Raw genomic sequence first — 15,653 nt, forward strand, 5'->3', positions numbered from 1 at the left:
ATTCCGGTTTTTCGATGGTCTTCCCATGGGTCCCCATGGAACGGAATTGGGATTTTATGGGCAGAAGATGGATCGCCGCTGGTTTTCCCGCATTTTTGGCCGATTTCAGCCTTTCTGCATATACCGCGGAAACCCTCGGGAAGTGCCAAAACGTCACATTCTTGCCCATCAAATCCCATTGACCCCCATGATTTCCCATGGTACCCCATAAAGAGGCACAAATTCCGTGCCATGCGGGGCATATCCATTTCAGACACACGTTGGTCGCAAGACAGCCCATCAGGGCCAGTGTTCTGAGATCGGTTTTTTGATCAGGGGAATGGCGAAGTGCTGTTCACAGGGACGCACATTCACAAGCTGGACCGGAAGGGACGCGTATCCGTCCCCAAACGGTTCCGTGCGGCCCTCGATACCGAAGAATTCGCCGGCATCTACCTATATCAATCCCACAAGGAAAGCGCGCTTGAAGGCTGTAGCCACAGCCATATGGAGCGCATTGCCGCATCGCTTGATGAACTCGACATGTTTTCTGACGAGGCCGACGATCTGGCAGACACCATCCTTGGCTCCTCGCATATGCTTCCTTACGACGGCGAAGGCCGCATCATTCTGCCCGCAGAATTGATCGAGTTCGCCCGCATCGAAGATCAGGTCGCCTTTGTCGGCCGTGGTCGCACCTTCCGCCTGTGGAACCCTGACATCTTCAAGCCCCTGCAAGAAGCCAGCCGGACCCGCACGCTTAACCGTGGTGCGACATTGAAGCTCAAACCGATGAGTGAACTCCCCAAAGGTGCACGTCCCGGCACCGCAACGGAGGAGGACGCATCATGAGCAAAAATGACCTAAGCTTTGCCACCGAAGATCGCCCGCACAAGCCGGTCTTGCTCCGCGAGGTCCTAGAAGCCCTTGCACCGCGTGACGGCGAGATCATGGTTGATGGTACCTTTGGCGCAGGCGGTTACTCCCGCGCCATTCTTGACTCTGCCGACTGCGAACTTTACGGCATCGACCGCGACCCGACCGCTGTTGCCACCGGCAAAAAGCTTGAAGCCGAATATGACGGCCGCTTCCACATGGTCGAGGGCTGCTTTGGCGATATGGCGAAACTTCTCCCGGCGGCAGGTGCGCCGCAGGTCGATGGTATCGTTCTTGATATCGGCGTTTCGTCGATGCAGCTTGATCAGGCCGATCGCGGATTTTCGTTCCGCGAAGACGGCCCGCTGGACATGCGCATGTCGATGTCCGGCCCGACGGCGGCTGATTTCGTCAACACCGCCGAAGAAGAAGACATCGCCAACGTCATTTACCGCTATGGCGAGGAACGCGCATCGCGCAAGGTCGCGCGCAAGATTATCGAAATGCGCGCAGAGGAACCCTTTACCACCACATCCCAGCTCGCCCGTGCGGTGCGTTCTGTGGTGCGTAAATCCAAGGATGGCATTGATCCCGCCACACGGACGTTCCAGGCGCTGCGAATTTACGTCAATGACGAACTTGGCGAACTTGAACGCGCCATGGATGCCGCCGAAACGTTGCTGAAACCGGGCGGACGTCTGGTGGTTGTGACTTTCCATTCGCTTGAAGACCGGCAGGTCAAAACATTCATGAAGGAACGCTCTGGCGATCCGAACAAGATGTCGCGTCGCCTGCCCGGCGAACCGGAAGTCGCCATCCCGACCTTTACGACCATCACACGCAAGGCCGTCACCGGTCAGAAAGATGAAATTCGCGCCAACCCGCGCGCACGTTCGGCCAAGCTGCGCGCTGTTGCGCGCAACGACCAACCGACCACATCGCAGGGAGGTCGCAAATGACCCGTGCGGTAACCATCATCGGCCTTGTTCTGACCATCCTGATCGGCACCGGCACCTATTGGGTCAGCCATCAGGTCGAACGTCTTGAAAAACGTTATGCGGATATTCAGTCCGACATTCTGGCCGAACAGGAAAGCATCCATGTTCTCCAGGCGGAATGGAGCTATCTGAACAATCCGGAACGGATCGAACGCCTGTCCAAGCAGTATCTGAGCCTTGCCCAGATTGACGTGCTTCAGATGGCAAGCATTGATGACCTGCCCGAAGACGCCGATCTGCATCAGTATCGCATCAACAAGTTCGGCGAGGCGGTTGCCTTCATGCCCGTCCCGCGCGCCCGTCCGGGTGATCTGATGTATGACGAGGCGGCCGATACCATGATCATTGACGCCCCGTCCGTCGCGACCGAAACGGGGGGCGCACAATGAGCCTGACCCGTTTTTCATACTGGCTGCGTGGCGACCGTCCGGAACTAGGCCCGGATCAGCGCGAACGTCTTGCGCTTGAAACCGCGCGCAACCGTATCTTTATCACCGGCGCGATGTTCATCATCGGTTTTTGCTGGATAACTTATGGCCTGATTGATGCATCGGTTCTGCGTCAGGGCAATGAACCGGCTGTTGCGTCGGGAACAGATACCCGCGAACTCAAAACCGAGCGCGCCGATATCGTTGATCGCAACGGCATGCTGCTTGCGACCGACCTTCCGACCAATTCGCTTTATGCCGATGCCCGTGTCGTCAAGGACCCCGTTGAGTCCGCCGATCTTTTGTTGACCGTACTGCCCGATCTGGATCGCGATTCACTGATCCGTCATCTGAGTTCGCGCAAGGCATTCGTATGGCTGCGCCGCAACCTGACGCCCGAACAGCAATATGACGTCAATTCGCTTGGCATTCCGGGATTGAATTTCCAGCGTGAAGAACGCCGCGTTTATCCGCATGGGCGTCTTCTGTCACATGTTCTGGGCTTCACCGACATCGACAATAACGGCATCGCCGGGGCTGAGCGCGAATTTGACAACGAATTGCGCATCAATAACGGCCCCTTGGAACTTTCGCTTGATACCCGCGTGCAATACGCGCTTGCCGAAGAAGTCGAAAACGCGATGGAAACCTACAGCGCGGTTGGGGCGGCAGGCCTTGTGATGGATGTCTATACCGGCGAAGTCGTTGCGATGACATCGCTTCCGAACTTTGACCCTCATCGCCCGGGCCAGGCACCAGCCGATGCACGCTTTAACCGGTCCACACTGGGCGTTTACGAAATGGGTTCGGTGTTCAAGCTGTTTAACACGGCCATCGCCCTTGAAACCGGCACATCGACGCTGAACTCGGTCTATGACGCGACTGAACCGCTGGCAATTGGCGGGTTCCGCATTCGTGACTATCACGGCGAGAATCGCTGGCTGACCCTGCCGGAAATCCTTGTTCACAGCTCGAACATCGGATCAGCCCGCATGGCAATGGCCTTTGGCGGCGAGACCCAGCAAAAATACCTTAAAAAGCTTGGCATGCTCGACAAACCGCAGATCGAGCTTCCTGAAGTTGGCGGACCGCTTGTGCCCAACCCGTGGCGCGACATCAACACCATGACGATTTCGTTCGGTCATGGTCTGGCCGTGACCCCGCTTCAGGTTGTCAGTGGCATTTCCACCCTTGTGAATGGTGGTATTCGCCGCCCTGCGACCATCCTCAAACAGGACGGCGCACCGGCAGGCGAACGTGTATTTTCCCAGAAAACGTCGGAACTGCTGCGTCGCCTGATGCGACTGGTCGTAACTGACGGTTCTGGCAAGAACGCCGAAGTGGCGGGTTACTTCCTTGGCGGGAAGACCGGGACTTCGGAAAAACTCGTGAACGGGCGCTATGTCAAGAACGCCCGCATGTCGACCTTTGTCGCCGCCTTCCCGATGCAGGACCCGAAATATGTGGTTCTGGTGACGTTGGACGAGCCCAAGGGCACTAAAGAAACTTATGGATTTGCCACAGCAGGTTGGGTGTCCGCCCCTGCGGTTGGCAAGGTTGTGACACGTATTGCTCCCCTTTTGGGTATTGAACCGGCGAATGCGAAGGCGCCGGAGATTGAGCAAGCGCTGCAGATCGAACTTCGCAAGGGGGAACGCAAACTTGCGTCTTTCTGAGCTCATGGCAGGTGATCAAGCGGCATTGAAACATGCCGAAGGACAGGACCCGGATATCACGGGCCTGACAGCAGACTCACGCACCGTGAAGGATGGCTATATGTTTGCCGCCCTGTCCGGTGCACGTGATGACGGTTCCAAGTATATCGCCGATGCGATCAAGCTTGGTGCTGCGGCCATCCTTGCAAAGGATGGAACGCCAAGACCGGCAGCCCCAACGGTTCCGCTGATCCCGGTGGAAAACCCGCGCAAACGTTATGCCCAGCTTGCCGCCCGTTTCTATGGCAAGCAGCCGGCAAACATCGCGGCGATCACCGGCACCAACGGTAAAACATCCACGGCGATCTTTACCGAGCAGCTCTGGACAATCCTTGGCAACATGTCGGGATCGATCGGAACGCTTGGCATTCGGGCCGCTGGGGCAAAGATCCCAGGTTCGCTGACCACGCCCGATCCGGTTGCCCTGCATCAAAGCCTTGATGAAATGTGTGGCATTGGGGTTACCCATGTCGCGATGGAGGCAAGCTCGCACGGGCTGGATCAATACCGCCTGGATGGCGTAAAGGTCACCGTTGCCGCCTTTACCAACCTGTCGCGTGATCATCTTGATTATCACGGCACGTTCGAAAAATATTTCGCAGCCAAGGCTCGCCTGTTCTCCGACCTTCTGGTTGTCGATGGCACGGCTGTGCTGAATGCCGATGTTGAACAGTTCGATCTTTTGAAAAAACTTTGCGCCAAGCGCGGTGTGAATGTCCTGTCCTATGGCGAGAACGCCGATGACATCAAACTGATCAAGGCTACACCGGACAGCACCGGCACCAAGCTCCGCCTGATGGCAAACAAGGGGGAATACAACATCCACCTGCCGCTTATGGGAAGCTTCCAGGTGATGAACGCACTGGCAGCCCTTTCCATCGTGGTGGCATCCGGTGCCGACCTTGATCAGGCAGTTCTGGCCCTTGAAAAACTTGAAGGTGTCCGTGGACGTCTGGAACTGGTTGGCAAAACCAGCTTTGGCGCGCCGGTATTTGTTGATTACGCCCACACGCCAGATGCCCTTGAAACCGTGATCAAGGCGGTCCGTCCGCATTGCAAAGGCCGTATCGTTTGTGTATTCGGGGCCGGTGGAGACCGTGATACCGGCAAACGCCCGTTGATGGGGCAGGTTGCGCACGATTTTGCCGATATTGCCATCATCACCGATGACAATCCGCGCAGCGAGGACCCAGCCACCATTCGTGCCGCCATCAAGGCAAAATGCGAAGGTGCTGTTGAGATCGGTGATCGCGCCGAGGCCATCAAACGCGGCATTGGCATCCTGCAACGTAACGATGTCCTTATTATTGCCGGAAAAGGCCATGAAAGAGGCCAAGTTGTCGGCGATACGGTTCTTCCATTCGATGATGCATCTGTCGCCCGCAGCATCCTTGCAGGTGGCAACTGAACATAAATACCGTTACGGCGCTTTGGCCGTAATGGCCTGACCGGAAAGAAAGTGACGTTATGACGAAGGCTGTTTTATGGACGGCAAAGGATGCCGAAACCGCAACCGGTGGCAAAACCACCGGGGACTGGACGGTAGCCGGCATTTCAATCGACAGCCGCAAAGTCAGCGAAGGCGATCTTTTCATCGCCCTTAAAGGCCCGAATTTCGACGGTCACAAATTCGCCCAGGCCGCCCTTGATGCCGGTGCACATGCCGTCATGGTCTCGGATGCCAAGGGCATCACCGATACCGACAAGGTTCTTCTGGTCGATGACACGATGGCCGCCCTTGAGCGCCTTGGCCTCGCCGGTCGCGCCCGCAGCAAGGCCAAAATCGTCGCCATCACAGGCAGTGTCGGCAAAACCGGCACCAAGGAAGCACTTAAATACGTGCTGTCCCAACAAGGGAAAACCCATGCCAGCCCAGCCAGCTTCAACAATCATTGGGGCGTGCCGATAACTCTGGCAACCCTGCCCGCCGATGCCGACTTTGGTGTTTTTGAAATCGGCATGAACCATCCGGGCGAAATCAGCAAGCTTGTCAAAATGGTCAAGCCAAGTGTAGCCGTGATCACAACGGTGGTCGGCGCCCACACCGAATTTTTCAAGGACGAAGCCGAAATTGCCATGGCCAAGGCCGAGATTTTCGATGGCCTTGATCAGGATGGCACGGTCATTCTGAACCGTGACAACATGCATTACTTCGCCCTTGCCCGACGTGCCAAGGAACTTGGCCTTGGCAACATCAAGTGCTTTGGCACCGATGCCATGGCGAACTATCGCCTGTTTGAAGCCAACATCGTCACCGATGGCAGTGCCGTCCGCGCACGTGTCGGTGGACGCGACCTTGAATATTTCATCGGCTGCCCCGGTGAACACTGGGTTCTGAATTCGCTTGCGGTGCTGGGATGTGTTGATGCGATTGGCGCGGACCCGGTACGTGCCGCGCAGGATCTGGCGGATGTCACGCCGCCTGCCGGCCGCGGTGAAACACACACGGTAAAGCTGCCCTCCGGGGATGGTACCTTTACCCTGATTGATGATGCCTATAACGCCAATCCGACCTCGATGATAGCGGGGATCAAGGTCCTGTCCCAGACCAAACCGGGTGACGGCGGACGCAAGATCGCCGTTTTGGGCGAGATGCGCGAACTCGGCGATATTGCGCCCAAAATGCATGCCGATTTGCATCAACCGCTGACCGCACTTGAAATTGATCGGGTTTATTCGGTCGGGCCGATGATGGCTGAACTCGACAAAACCCTGCCTTCCGAACGAAATGCCGGCCATTTTGACACAGCCGACGACGCAATTGAGCCAATAAAGGCCGATTTGCGCGATGGCGACGTGGTTTTGGTCAAAGGATCGCTTGGCATTTACGTTTCGAAAATTGTATCGGCCTTAAAATCCTGTGGCGTGGTGGAATAATCCACAACCGTAACAGGATAAGTCGCAAAAGGAACGACCAGAGCAATGCTCTATAATCTGCTTTATCAATTTGCTGATCAGATGCCGGTACTGAACCTGTTTCGGTATATCACCTTCCGTACGGGTGGTGCGATCATCACGTCGCTTGTGCTTGCCTTTGTGATCGGCCCGCACCTGATCAACTGGTTGCGTTCCAAACAAAGCGAAGGCCAGCCGATCCGCGAAGACGGCCCTGAAAGCCACCTTTTGACCAAAAAAGGCACGCCGACCATGGGCGGGCTTTTGTTGTTGCTGTCAACATCGATTGCCACCCTGTTGTGGGCCGACCTCACCAACCCTTATGTCTGGGCGGTTTTGCTGGTCACCATCGGCTATGGCTTCCTTGGTTTCCTCGATGACTTCCTGAAAGTTTCCAAGCGCAACACCAAAGGCCTTCCGGGCAAGCTCAAACTTCTTGGGCAGTTTTCCATCGCGGCCCTTGCCGCCTGGTGGATTTCGTATAACACCGCCGATCCGCTTTCGACCGCACTTGCCTTCCCGTTCTTCAAGAATTTCCTCTTGGATCTGGGCTGGTTCTTTGTCCCGTTTGCGATGTTTGTCATGGTCGGTGCCTCGAACTCGGTGAACCTGACGGATGGCCTTGATGGTCTGGCGATTGTGCCGGTGATGATTGCCGCGGCCAGCTTTGCGCTGATTACCTATCTGATCGGTAACGTTCAGTTCGCCGAATACCTGCAGGTCCATTACGTTGCCGGTTCTGGCGAATTGACCATTTTCCTTGGCGCACTGGTTGGTGCCGGCCTTGGTTTCCTTTGGTACAACGCCCCGCCTGCGATGGTGTTTATGGGTGATACCGGATCCCTTGCCCTTGGTGGCGCATTGGGTGCGGTTTCGGTTGTCACCAAACACGAACTGGTTCTGGCGATCATTGGCGGCCTGTTTGTTCTGGAAACCCTGTCGGTGATCATTCAGGTCGGGTCCTACAAACTGACCGGCAAACGCGTGTTCCGCATGGCGCCACTTCATCACCATTTCGAGAAAAAGGGCTGGCAGGAACCGACCATCGTGATCCGGTTCTGGATCATTGCCGTGATCCTTGCCCTGGTTGGACTTGCAACCCTGAAACTTCGTTAAGGACATACTGAATTGATTGATCTTTCACATCTGCGCGGCAAAACCATCGCGGTTCTGGGTCTTGGGAAATCCGGACTTGCCAGTGTGAAGGCATTGATCAATGCAGGTGCTGTGGTCTGGGCGTGGGATGACAACGCATCGTCGCGTGAACAGCTTGAACCGCTTGGGCTTGCGCCGATCAATTTGGCGGAATGTGACTGGACAGAACCCGACATGCTGGTGATCAGCCCGGGTATTCCGTCCACCTTCCCGACCCCGCATCCGGCGGCTGAAAAGGCACGCCGTGCGGGCAAGCCGATCATTTGCGACGTCGAATTGCTGTGTGTGGCGCAGCCTGATGTCCCGACGCTGGCGATCACCGGCACCAACGGCAAATCAACCACCACAGCGCTGACCGCCCACATCATCGGGCAGGCCGGGATCAAGACGCAGGCGGGCGGCAACCTTGGCAATGCAGCCCTTGGGCTTGAGCCTTCTACCGCAGATGATTGCCTGGTTCTTGAGCTGTCATCCTATCAGCTTGAACTACTTGAACATGCGGCCTTTGATGCCTGCGCACTTTTGAACATCACGCCGGATCATCTGGATCGTCATGGCGGACTGGATGGCTATATCGGTGCCAAGCATCTGATCTTTGCCCGTGCAAAGGGCCCAAAATGGGCGATCATTTCCATTGATGACGAGCCATGTGCGAAGATGTCGGTTGAACTGGCCCGTGAAGGCGGTCGTCACATTATCGAGGTTTCGGTCAAACAACCGGTCGATCACGGCATCTATGTTGATGCAGATGGCTGGCTGATTGATGACATGACCGGTGCGCAAACCCGTATTCTGGACCTTGCGACCGTCACCCACATGCCCGGACGCCATAACTGGCAAAACATTGCCTTTGCCTATGGGCTGTGTCGTGCGCGCGGTGTGGATGCCACCCGGATCATTGACGGGATCATGTCCTTCCCGGGTCTGGCCCATCGACAGGAGTTGCTCGGCAGCATTGATGGCGTTGTGTTTGTCAATGACAGCAAGGCTACCAATGCCGAGGCATCGGCAAAGGCGCTTTCGGCCTATCGCAACATCTACTGGATTGCCGGTGGCAAACCCAAGGAAGGCGGGATTGAGGGATTGCAGGAATTCTATCCCCACATCAAGAAGGCCTATCTGATTGGTGCTGCGACCAACGAATTTGCCGAAACCCTTGGCGGTGATCTGCCATGGGAGAAATGCGAAACCCTTGATGTGGCAACCAAAAAGGCCTTCGCCGACGCCAAGACCTGCGGCGATGACAAACCGGTGGTGATGCTCACCCCGGCCTGTGCATCGTTTGATCAGTTCAAAAGCTTTGAGGCGCGCGGCGATGCATTCCGCGTTCTGTACAACGCATTGGCGGGTGGTGACATGACCGGGAAGGCAAACGCATGAAGTCCCTGTTTGGTCATAACACGAATATCGCCTTTTCGCGTGCCGATACCTCGGTTCTGGGGGTCTGGTGGTGGACGGTCGATCGCTGGTTGCTCGCCGCCATCATCCTTCTGATGGGGATTGGCGCGCTTCTGGTGATGTCGGCAAGTCCGCCGGTTGCTGATCGCATTAATGTTGACAGTTTCCACTTTGTCACCCGCCAGTTCGTTTTCCTTGGCATGGCAACGGTTTGCATGTTTGCCATTTCGCTATTGCCGGTGAAATGGGTGCGACGTCTGGCCTCCTTCATGTTCTTGGGGGTGCTCTTTTTGCTGATCATCACCCCGTTCATCGGATCAGACATCAAGGGCGCAGTACGCTGGATCAACGTTGCCGGGATCAACCTGCAACCGTCCGAATTCCTCAAACCGGCCTTTGCGGTCGTCATTGCCTGGATGTTTGCCGAAGGACGTTTGAACCCGAACTTCCCGGGCTATATCGTTTCAAGCCTGATCCTTGCTGTTTGCATCTTCCTTCTGATGATCCAGCCGGACTTCGGCCAGACAGTTGTGATCACCTCAATCTGGTCAGTTCAGATCTTCCTTGCGGGTCTTCCGATCATTCTGGTGTTTTGTCTTGGACTTGGGGCGGTTGGGTTGGCAGTAACGGCCTATCTGATCATGCCGCACGTCCAGTCACGTGTGGATCGCTTCCTTGATCCGGCATCGGGTGACAGTTATCAGATCGAACGATCCATGGAAGCCTTCATGAATGGCGGCATTATGGGCCGGGGCCCGGGTGAAGGCTGGGTGAAGAACTCCATCCCCGATGCCCATTCCGACTTCATCTTTGCCGTTGCCGGCGAGGAGTTTGGTCTTCTGTTCTGTGTGCTGGTGGTTGGTGTCTTTACCTTCATCATCATGCGCGGTCTTTCGCGCCTGATGGGGGAACGCAACCTGTTCGTGGTTCTGGCGGTCACCGGCATTCTGGTCCAGTTCGGTTTGCAGGCCGTGATCAACATGGCATCGACCCTGCAATTGGTCCCGCCAAAGGGCATGACCTTGCCGTTCGTATCCTATGGTGGTTCAGCGACGATCGGCATTGCGATCGGCATGGGATTTGTCCTTGCCCTGACGCGCAAGCGGCCCGGTGAATAACCAAGCTGCTTCCCAAAAACTTTCTGCATTAAAACGACAAAATCAGGCCTTATTCAGGAACCGGTTTGAAGGGATATTAACCTTTGTCGGGTTCTGATGGGGGTAACTGTCGGGGACCATCCCTGCACCGCCGTCGTTTTACATGTGGACAAGATGACTGACTTCGCAAATCCAGAACTTTCTGCCGCCGAGACGCCGCTGGCAGGTCAGGTGATCGCCGTAACATCCGGTGGCACTGGCGGGCATATGTTTCCGGCTGTTGCCTTGTCCAAATCACTCGTGCGTCGTGGCGCACAGGTACTGTTTTTCACCGACGCCCGCGCGGCCCGTTATACCGAGGATGTTGAAGGTGTTGAAACCGTCATCTTGCCTGCTGGCGGCATTGCCGGCAAAGGCATCAAGGGGCGCCTGACCGGGGCCGCCCGCCTTGGCCTTGGCACGCTTAAAGCCAGAAGCCGTATCAAAAAGGCCAAACCGGCGGCTGTGATCGGATTTGGCGGATATGCCTCTATCCCCGCGACAATGTCGGCCAAGTGGCTGGGCATTCCATATGCCATTCATGAACAAAACGCCGTTCTTGGCCGCGCAAACCGTCTGGTGGCAGGAAATGCACAACGGATTGCCACATCCTTTGCCAAGGTCAGGATGATTGCACCGGGTGACGAGGCCAAAGTAATCTGGACCGGCAACCCGGTGCGTGCCGAAGTCGCCGCCCTTGCAGCAAGTGAGTATGACGCGCCAACCAATGACGGGCCGATCCGGCTTTTGATCACAGGCGGGTCACAAGGGGCGCGCATCCTGTCTGAAGTCCTGCCGACTGCACTGGTCAATCTGCCTGAAGGTTTGCGCAAACGTCTGGTCGTAACCCAGCAGGCACGTGAAGAAGATCTTGATGCTGTTCGCAAGACCTATGACGGATCGCAGATCGACGTAACACTGGCATCCTTCATTGAGGACATTCCCGAACGTTTGCGCGACTGCCATCTGGTGATTGCCCGTTCAGGGGCATCGACGGTTGCCGAGCTGACCGCAGCCGGGCGCCCCGGTTTTCTGGTGCCGCTTCCCCATGCCATTGACGATCATCAGCGTTACAACGCCCAGCAAGTCGAAGATGCCGGTGGCGCATGGCTGATGCCACAAGACCGGTTTGGCAGCGAGGCGGTGACGGATCGTTTGGCAAAACTTTTGACCAACCCTGCCGCCTTGACGCGTGCCGCAAAGGCCGCCAAAAGCAGCGGAAGGGCCAACGCCGCCGAGCGGTTGGCCGACATGGTGCTTGATATGCTGGGACTGAACCCGGCAGGAAGCCCGGATAACAAGAACATGAGCAAAGACCGAGGAGACATGCAATGAACACCCTGCCGCTCAACATCGGCACCATCCACTTTGTCGGTATTGGTGGCATCGGTATGTCCGGTATTGCCGAAATCCTCAACAACCTGGGTTATTCGGTGCAGGGCTCGGACATTTCCGACAATGCAAACGTGCAGCGCCTGCGCGCCCTTGGCATTAAAGTCTTTGTCGGGCACAAGGCCGAAAATGTCGAAGACGCCAAGGTCGTTGTCATTTCAACAGCCGTCAAACCCGACAATCCCGAAGTCATCGCCGCACGCGCGGCCATGATCCCGGTCGTGCGCCGTGCCGAAATGCTGGCCGAACTGATGCGCCTTAAGGCCGCAATCGCGATTGGCGGAACCCATGGCAAAACAACCACCACGTCACTGGTGGCCACCATGCTGGATGCCGCCGGGCTTGATCCGACCGTTATCAATGGCGGGATAATTAATTCATATGGCACCAACGCGCGCCTTGGCGAAGGTGACTGGATGGTGGTGGAGGCCGATGAGTCTGATGGCACCTTTGTCAAAGTGCCATCCACCATCTCGGTTGTGACCAACATTGACCCCGAACATCTTGACCACTGGAAAGATTTCGATCAGCTGCGCGAAGCCTTCAAGAACTTCGTTCAGAACATCCCGTTTTATGGCTTTGCGGTTCTGTGCATTGATCATCCCGAAGTCCAGGCCCTGATCGGGCGCGTGACGGATCGTCGTATTTTCACATTCGGTTTTTCACCGCAGGCCGATGTCCGCGCGGTAAATGTGCGGACCAATATCGGCGACAGTGTCTTTGATGTTGTTATCCGCGAACGGGTTGATAGCGAAGAACGCGTGATCAAGGATGTCCGCCTGCCAATGGTTGGCGATCATAACGTGTCAAACTCGCTGGCGGCGATTACGGTCGCGCTGGAACTTGGCATCCCCGATGAGAAAATCGTCTCCGCCTTTGACGGCTTTACCGGCGTTAAACGTCGCTTCACCAAAACCGGCGAAGTTGATGGCGTTACGATCATCGACGATTACGGTCATCACCCGGTTGAAATCAAGGCAGTGCTAAAGGCCGCCCGTCAGGCAACCCAGAACAACGTGATCGCAGTCGTTCAGCCGCACCGTTACTCACGCCTGCATGACCTGTTCGAAGATTTCTGCACCTGCTTTAACGATGCGGACAACGTCATTGTCGCCGACGTCTTTGAGGCCGGTGAAAGCCCGATTGAGGGTGCCTCGCGGGATGCACTTGTCGAAGGCCTGCGCAACCGTGGCCACCGCCACGTGAGCGCACTCGAAGGCCCGGAAAAACTGGCCGAAGTCATCAAAGCCGAAGCAAAACCGGGCGATCTTGTCGTTTGCCTTGGTGCTGGTTCAATCAGCGCATGGGCAAATGCCCTGCCCGCCCAACTTGAAGCGATCAAGAACTGAGGCAGATATGAGCACGCCGAAACACCATACGCCCCTGATCGACCGCCTGCCAAAAGTGCGTGGCAAGCTGCGCGAAGGCGCACAACTTGCCAAAGTCACCTGGTTTCAGGTTGGTGGCCCGGCAGATGTTATGTTTCGCCCAAAAGATGAAGCCGACCTTGCTGATTTTCTGAAAGGCAAACCCGAAGACTTGCCTGTGACCGTCATTGGCGTCGGCTCGAACCTGTTGGTCCGTGATGGCGGCATTCGTGGTGTCGTCATCCGCCTTGGCCGCCCGTTTACCAATGTCGTGGTCGAGGACGGTGCGGTTCACGCCGGTGCTGGTGCACTTGATCTCAATGTTGCGCAAACCGCCCAGATGAATGGCATTGCCGGTCTGGAATTTCTGTCTGGCATTCCCGGCACCATCGGTGGGGCGTTGCGCATGAATGCCGGGGCCTATGGAACCGAGATCAAGGATGTTCTTGTATCGGCAACCGCAATTGACGGCATCGGTAATATCCATACCGTCACCCCCGATGAAATGAACATGACCTATCGGCATTGCGGCGTTCCAGAGGACTGGATTTTCACGTCTGCAATCTTGCGCGCATCGTCTGGTGATCCTGAAGACATCGCCAAACGCATGGATGACATCCAGAAGTCGCGGGCAGAATCGCAACCGATCAAATCGCGTACCGGTGGCTCAACCTTTGCCAATCCGGTCCCAAAACGCGCATGGGAAGTCATTGATGCGGCCGGGTGTCGCGGACTTAAAATCGGCGGTGCGCAAATGTCCGAGCAGCACTGCAATTTCATGATCAATACGGGCAACGCCACAGCCCTTGATCTTGAACAGCTTGGCGATGAAGTCCGCAGACGGGTCAAAGAACATAGCGGCGTTGAGCTGCGCTGGGAAATCCGGCGCATTGGCGAACGCCTTGGCCACTCGATCATAGGAAAAGACGCATGAACAAACATGTCGCTGTCATTCTGGGCGGTTGGTCAGCAGAGCGGGAAGTCTCCCTGTCCTCGGGCCGCGAATGCGCCAAGGCGCTGCGCGAAAAGGGCTATAAAGTTACAGAAATCGACGCGAACCGTGATCTTGCCCATCAATTGGCGGCCATTGACCCCAAACCGGATGTGATTTTCAATGCCCTGCATGGCCGCTGGGGCGAAGATGGCGCGGTTCAGGGCCTGCTTGAAATCATGAACATCCCCTATACCCATTCCGGTGTTCGGGCATCGGCAATTGCCATGGACAAGATGTCCGCCAAGGCAATGTTTGCCGAATACGAAATTCCGTGCGCCCGCCATGTCTGGGTCACGCGCGAAGACATCGCATCGGGCAAGGCATTGCCGCCGCCCTATGTTTTGAAACCAAATAACGAGGGATCCTCAGTCGGGGTTGAAATCATCCTGACGGCCGAGGAAGAACAAAACATGCTGGCCCGTGATTGGGTCCATGGTGAAGGCGTGATGCAGGAAGAATTCATTCCCGGGCGCGAAATGACCGTTGCCGTCAAGGATGGCGAGGCGATGGAAGTCATCGAAATCCTGACCGGCAATCACGCCTTTTATGATTTTGAATCCAAATATGCCCAGGGCGGCTCCGAACATATCGTTCCTGCCGACATCGAAGGCGGTTTACGTGATCGACTGCAACGTCACGCCGAAGAGGCCTATAAGGCGCTTGGCTGCCGGGGTGTTGCGCGCGCCGATTTCCGCTATGACCCGGAAAGCGACCGTTTGGTAATCCTTGAGATTAACACCCAACCGGGCATGACGCCGACATCACTGGTACCGGATGCCGCACGCCATGAAGGAATGAGCTTTGCCGACATCGTTGCATGGATGGTGGAGGATGCATCTTGCGAACGCTAGAAGAACAGGCCCGCGAACGGCGCGAAAAGCTTGATAAACAACATAGCGTTGGCACCAACGTCAAAAAGATCGCGCGGGTCATGTGGTGGACCGGCTTCATTGGTGCCATCGTGATTGTTCCGACAGCTCTTGTTTATACCGGCAAGGCCGATAAATGGATGAGCATGGCTACGCAGGAAAGTGTTCGGCTTTCTGCCGCGTTTGGCATGACGGTCAAGAACATCGAAGTTTCAGGGCGCGAAAAAACCGACCCGAATGCCCTTTTGGCAGCCATCGGACAGAAACCGGGCACGCCGATCATTACCTTTGATGTCGATGCCGCCCGCGAACGCATCGAGGAGCTTTCATGGATCCGAAGTGCTACCGTCGAGCGCCAGTTGCCCGACACCCTCATCGTTTCGGTTGTTGAGCGCAAACCACTGGCGATCTGGCAAACCGAGGGCCGCGATCATGTGTTGATCGATGGCGA

Annotated in this window: 15 protein-coding genes; all 15 read left to right on the forward strand. The window is 56.3% G+C overall.

Annotation, left to right across the window (positions count from 1 at the left end; all coding sequences use genetic code 11):
- Positions 1-182, forward strand: a 182-nt coding sequence (locus tag B3Z49_RS00650; protein ID WP_296987377.1) for a hypothetical protein, incomplete at its 5' end; no start/stop codon positions are given.
- Positions 183-327: 145 nt separating this feature from the next.
- Positions 328-831 carry a division/cell wall cluster transcriptional repressor MraZ gene (locus tag B3Z49_RS00655; protein ID WP_210514201.1) on the forward strand — a complete coding sequence of 168 codons (504 nt, stop codon included), beginning with the start codon at positions 328-330 and terminating at the stop codon, positions 829-831.
- On the forward strand, positions 828-1,814 hold the full coding sequence (rsmH, locus tag B3Z49_RS00660) for a 16S rRNA (cytosine(1402)-N(4))-methyltransferase RsmH (RefSeq protein WP_296987382.1): 987 nt from the start codon (positions 828-830) through the stop codon (positions 1,812-1,814). Before B3Z49_RS00655 ends, rsmH begins: the two co-directional genes overlap by 4 nt.
- Entirely contained in the window at positions 1,811-2,242 is a 432-nt protein-coding gene (gene ftsL / locus B3Z49_RS00665) for a cell division protein FtsL (protein WP_063088841.1), read from the forward strand. The genes rsmH and ftsL overlap by 4 nt, the downstream gene beginning before the upstream one ends.
- A complete protein-coding gene (locus B3Z49_RS00670; protein ID WP_008889600.1) occupies positions 2,239-3,957 on the forward strand; it encodes a peptidoglycan D,D-transpeptidase FtsI family protein in 1,719 nt (572 codons plus the stop codon). Before ftsL ends, B3Z49_RS00670 begins: the two co-directional genes overlap by 4 nt.
- The gene (locus tag B3Z49_RS00675; protein WP_296987395.1) at positions 3,944-5,404 is read left to right on the forward strand and encodes a UDP-N-acetylmuramoyl-L-alanyl-D-glutamate--2,6-diaminopimelate ligase; all 1,461 of its coding nucleotides are present in this window, start codon (positions 3,944-3,946) and stop codon (positions 5,402-5,404) included. Before B3Z49_RS00670 ends, B3Z49_RS00675 begins: the two co-directional genes overlap by 14 nt.
- A 59-nt stretch (positions 5,405-5,463) precedes the next feature.
- Positions 5,464-6,873, forward strand: coding sequence for a UDP-N-acetylmuramoyl-tripeptide--D-alanyl-D-alanine ligase (locus B3Z49_RS00680; protein ID WP_296987397.1), 1,410 nt, complete (start codon positions 5,464-5,466; stop codon positions 6,871-6,873).
- 45 nt (positions 6,874-6,918) lie between these two features.
- On the forward strand, positions 6,919-8,007 hold the full coding sequence (gene mraY / locus B3Z49_RS00685) for a phospho-N-acetylmuramoyl-pentapeptide-transferase (protein ID WP_063088838.1): 1,089 nt from the start codon (positions 6,919-6,921) through the stop codon (positions 8,005-8,007).
- A gap of 12 nt (positions 8,008-8,019) precedes the next feature.
- Positions 8,020-9,426: a UDP-N-acetylmuramoyl-L-alanine--D-glutamate ligase gene (gene murD, locus B3Z49_RS00690; protein ID WP_296987403.1), complete on the forward strand. Its 1,407-nt coding sequence runs from the start codon at positions 8,020-8,022 to the stop codon at positions 9,424-9,426.
- On the forward strand, positions 9,423-10,562 hold the full coding sequence (gene ftsW, locus B3Z49_RS00695) for a putative lipid II flippase FtsW (RefSeq protein WP_296987406.1): 1,140 nt from the start codon (positions 9,423-9,425) through the stop codon (positions 10,560-10,562). Before murD ends, ftsW begins: the two co-directional genes overlap by 4 nt.
- 153 nt (positions 10,563-10,715) lie before the next feature.
- Complete coding sequence (murG, locus tag B3Z49_RS00700; protein WP_296987409.1) at positions 10,716-11,915, forward strand: undecaprenyldiphospho-muramoylpentapeptide beta-N-acetylglucosaminyltransferase; 1,200 nt, start codon at positions 10,716-10,718, stop codon at positions 11,913-11,915.
- The gene (murC, locus tag B3Z49_RS00705) at positions 11,912-13,321 is read left to right on the forward strand and encodes a UDP-N-acetylmuramate--L-alanine ligase (protein WP_296987410.1); all 1,410 of its coding nucleotides are present in this window, start codon (positions 11,912-11,914) and stop codon (positions 13,319-13,321) included. The genes murG and murC overlap by 4 nt, the downstream gene beginning before the upstream one ends.
- Positions 13,322-13,328: 7 nt before the next feature.
- On the forward strand, positions 13,329-14,273 hold the full coding sequence (murB, locus tag B3Z49_RS00710; RefSeq protein WP_296987411.1) for a UDP-N-acetylmuramate dehydrogenase: 945 nt from the start codon (positions 13,329-13,331) through the stop codon (positions 14,271-14,273).
- Positions 14,270-15,184, forward strand: coding sequence for a D-alanine--D-alanine ligase (locus B3Z49_RS00715; protein WP_296987413.1), 915 nt, complete (start codon positions 14,270-14,272; stop codon positions 15,182-15,184). The genes murB and B3Z49_RS00715 overlap by 4 nt, the downstream gene beginning before the upstream one ends.
- A partial coding sequence (locus B3Z49_RS00720) for a cell division protein FtsQ/DivIB (protein ID WP_296987415.1) occupies positions 15,172-15,653 on the forward strand: 482 nt, incomplete at its 3' end. The genes B3Z49_RS00715 and B3Z49_RS00720, both read left to right, overlap by 13 nt.

This window comes from Thalassospira sp. UBA1131, assembly GCF_002311515.1.
GTDB lineage: Bacteria > Pseudomonadota > Alphaproteobacteria > Rhodospirillales > Thalassospiraceae > Thalassospira.

Coding starts and splice junctions, on each gene's coding strand:
- rsmH (WP_296987382.1), top strand. CDS start 828: ATGAGCAAAAATGACCTAAGCTTTGCCACCGAAGATCGCCCGCACAAG.
- ftsL (WP_063088841.1), top strand. CDS start 1,811: ATGACCCGTGCGGTAACCATCATCGGCCTTGTTCTGACCATCCTGATC.
- B3Z49_RS00670 (WP_008889600.1), top strand. CDS start 2,239: ATGAGCCTGACCCGTTTTTCATACTGGCTGCGTGGCGACCGTCCGGAA.
- B3Z49_RS00680 (WP_296987397.1), top strand. CDS start 5,464: ATGACGAAGGCTGTTTTATGGACGGCAAAGGATGCCGAAACCGCAACC.
- mraY (WP_063088838.1), top strand. CDS start 6,919: ATGCTCTATAATCTGCTTTATCAATTTGCTGATCAGATGCCGGTACTG.
- ftsW (WP_296987406.1), top strand. CDS start 9,423: ATGAAGTCCCTGTTTGGTCATAACACGAATATCGCCTTTTCGCGTGCC.
- murG (WP_296987409.1), top strand. CDS start 10,716: ATGACTGACTTCGCAAATCCAGAACTTTCTGCCGCCGAGACGCCGCTG.
- murC (WP_296987410.1), top strand. CDS start 11,912: ATGAACACCCTGCCGCTCAACATCGGCACCATCCACTTTGTCGGTATT.
- murB (WP_296987411.1), top strand. CDS start 13,329: ATGAGCACGCCGAAACACCATACGCCCCTGATCGACCGCCTGCCAAAA.
- B3Z49_RS00715 (WP_296987413.1), top strand. CDS start 14,270: ATGAACAAACATGTCGCTGTCATTCTGGGCGGTTGGTCAGCAGAGCGG.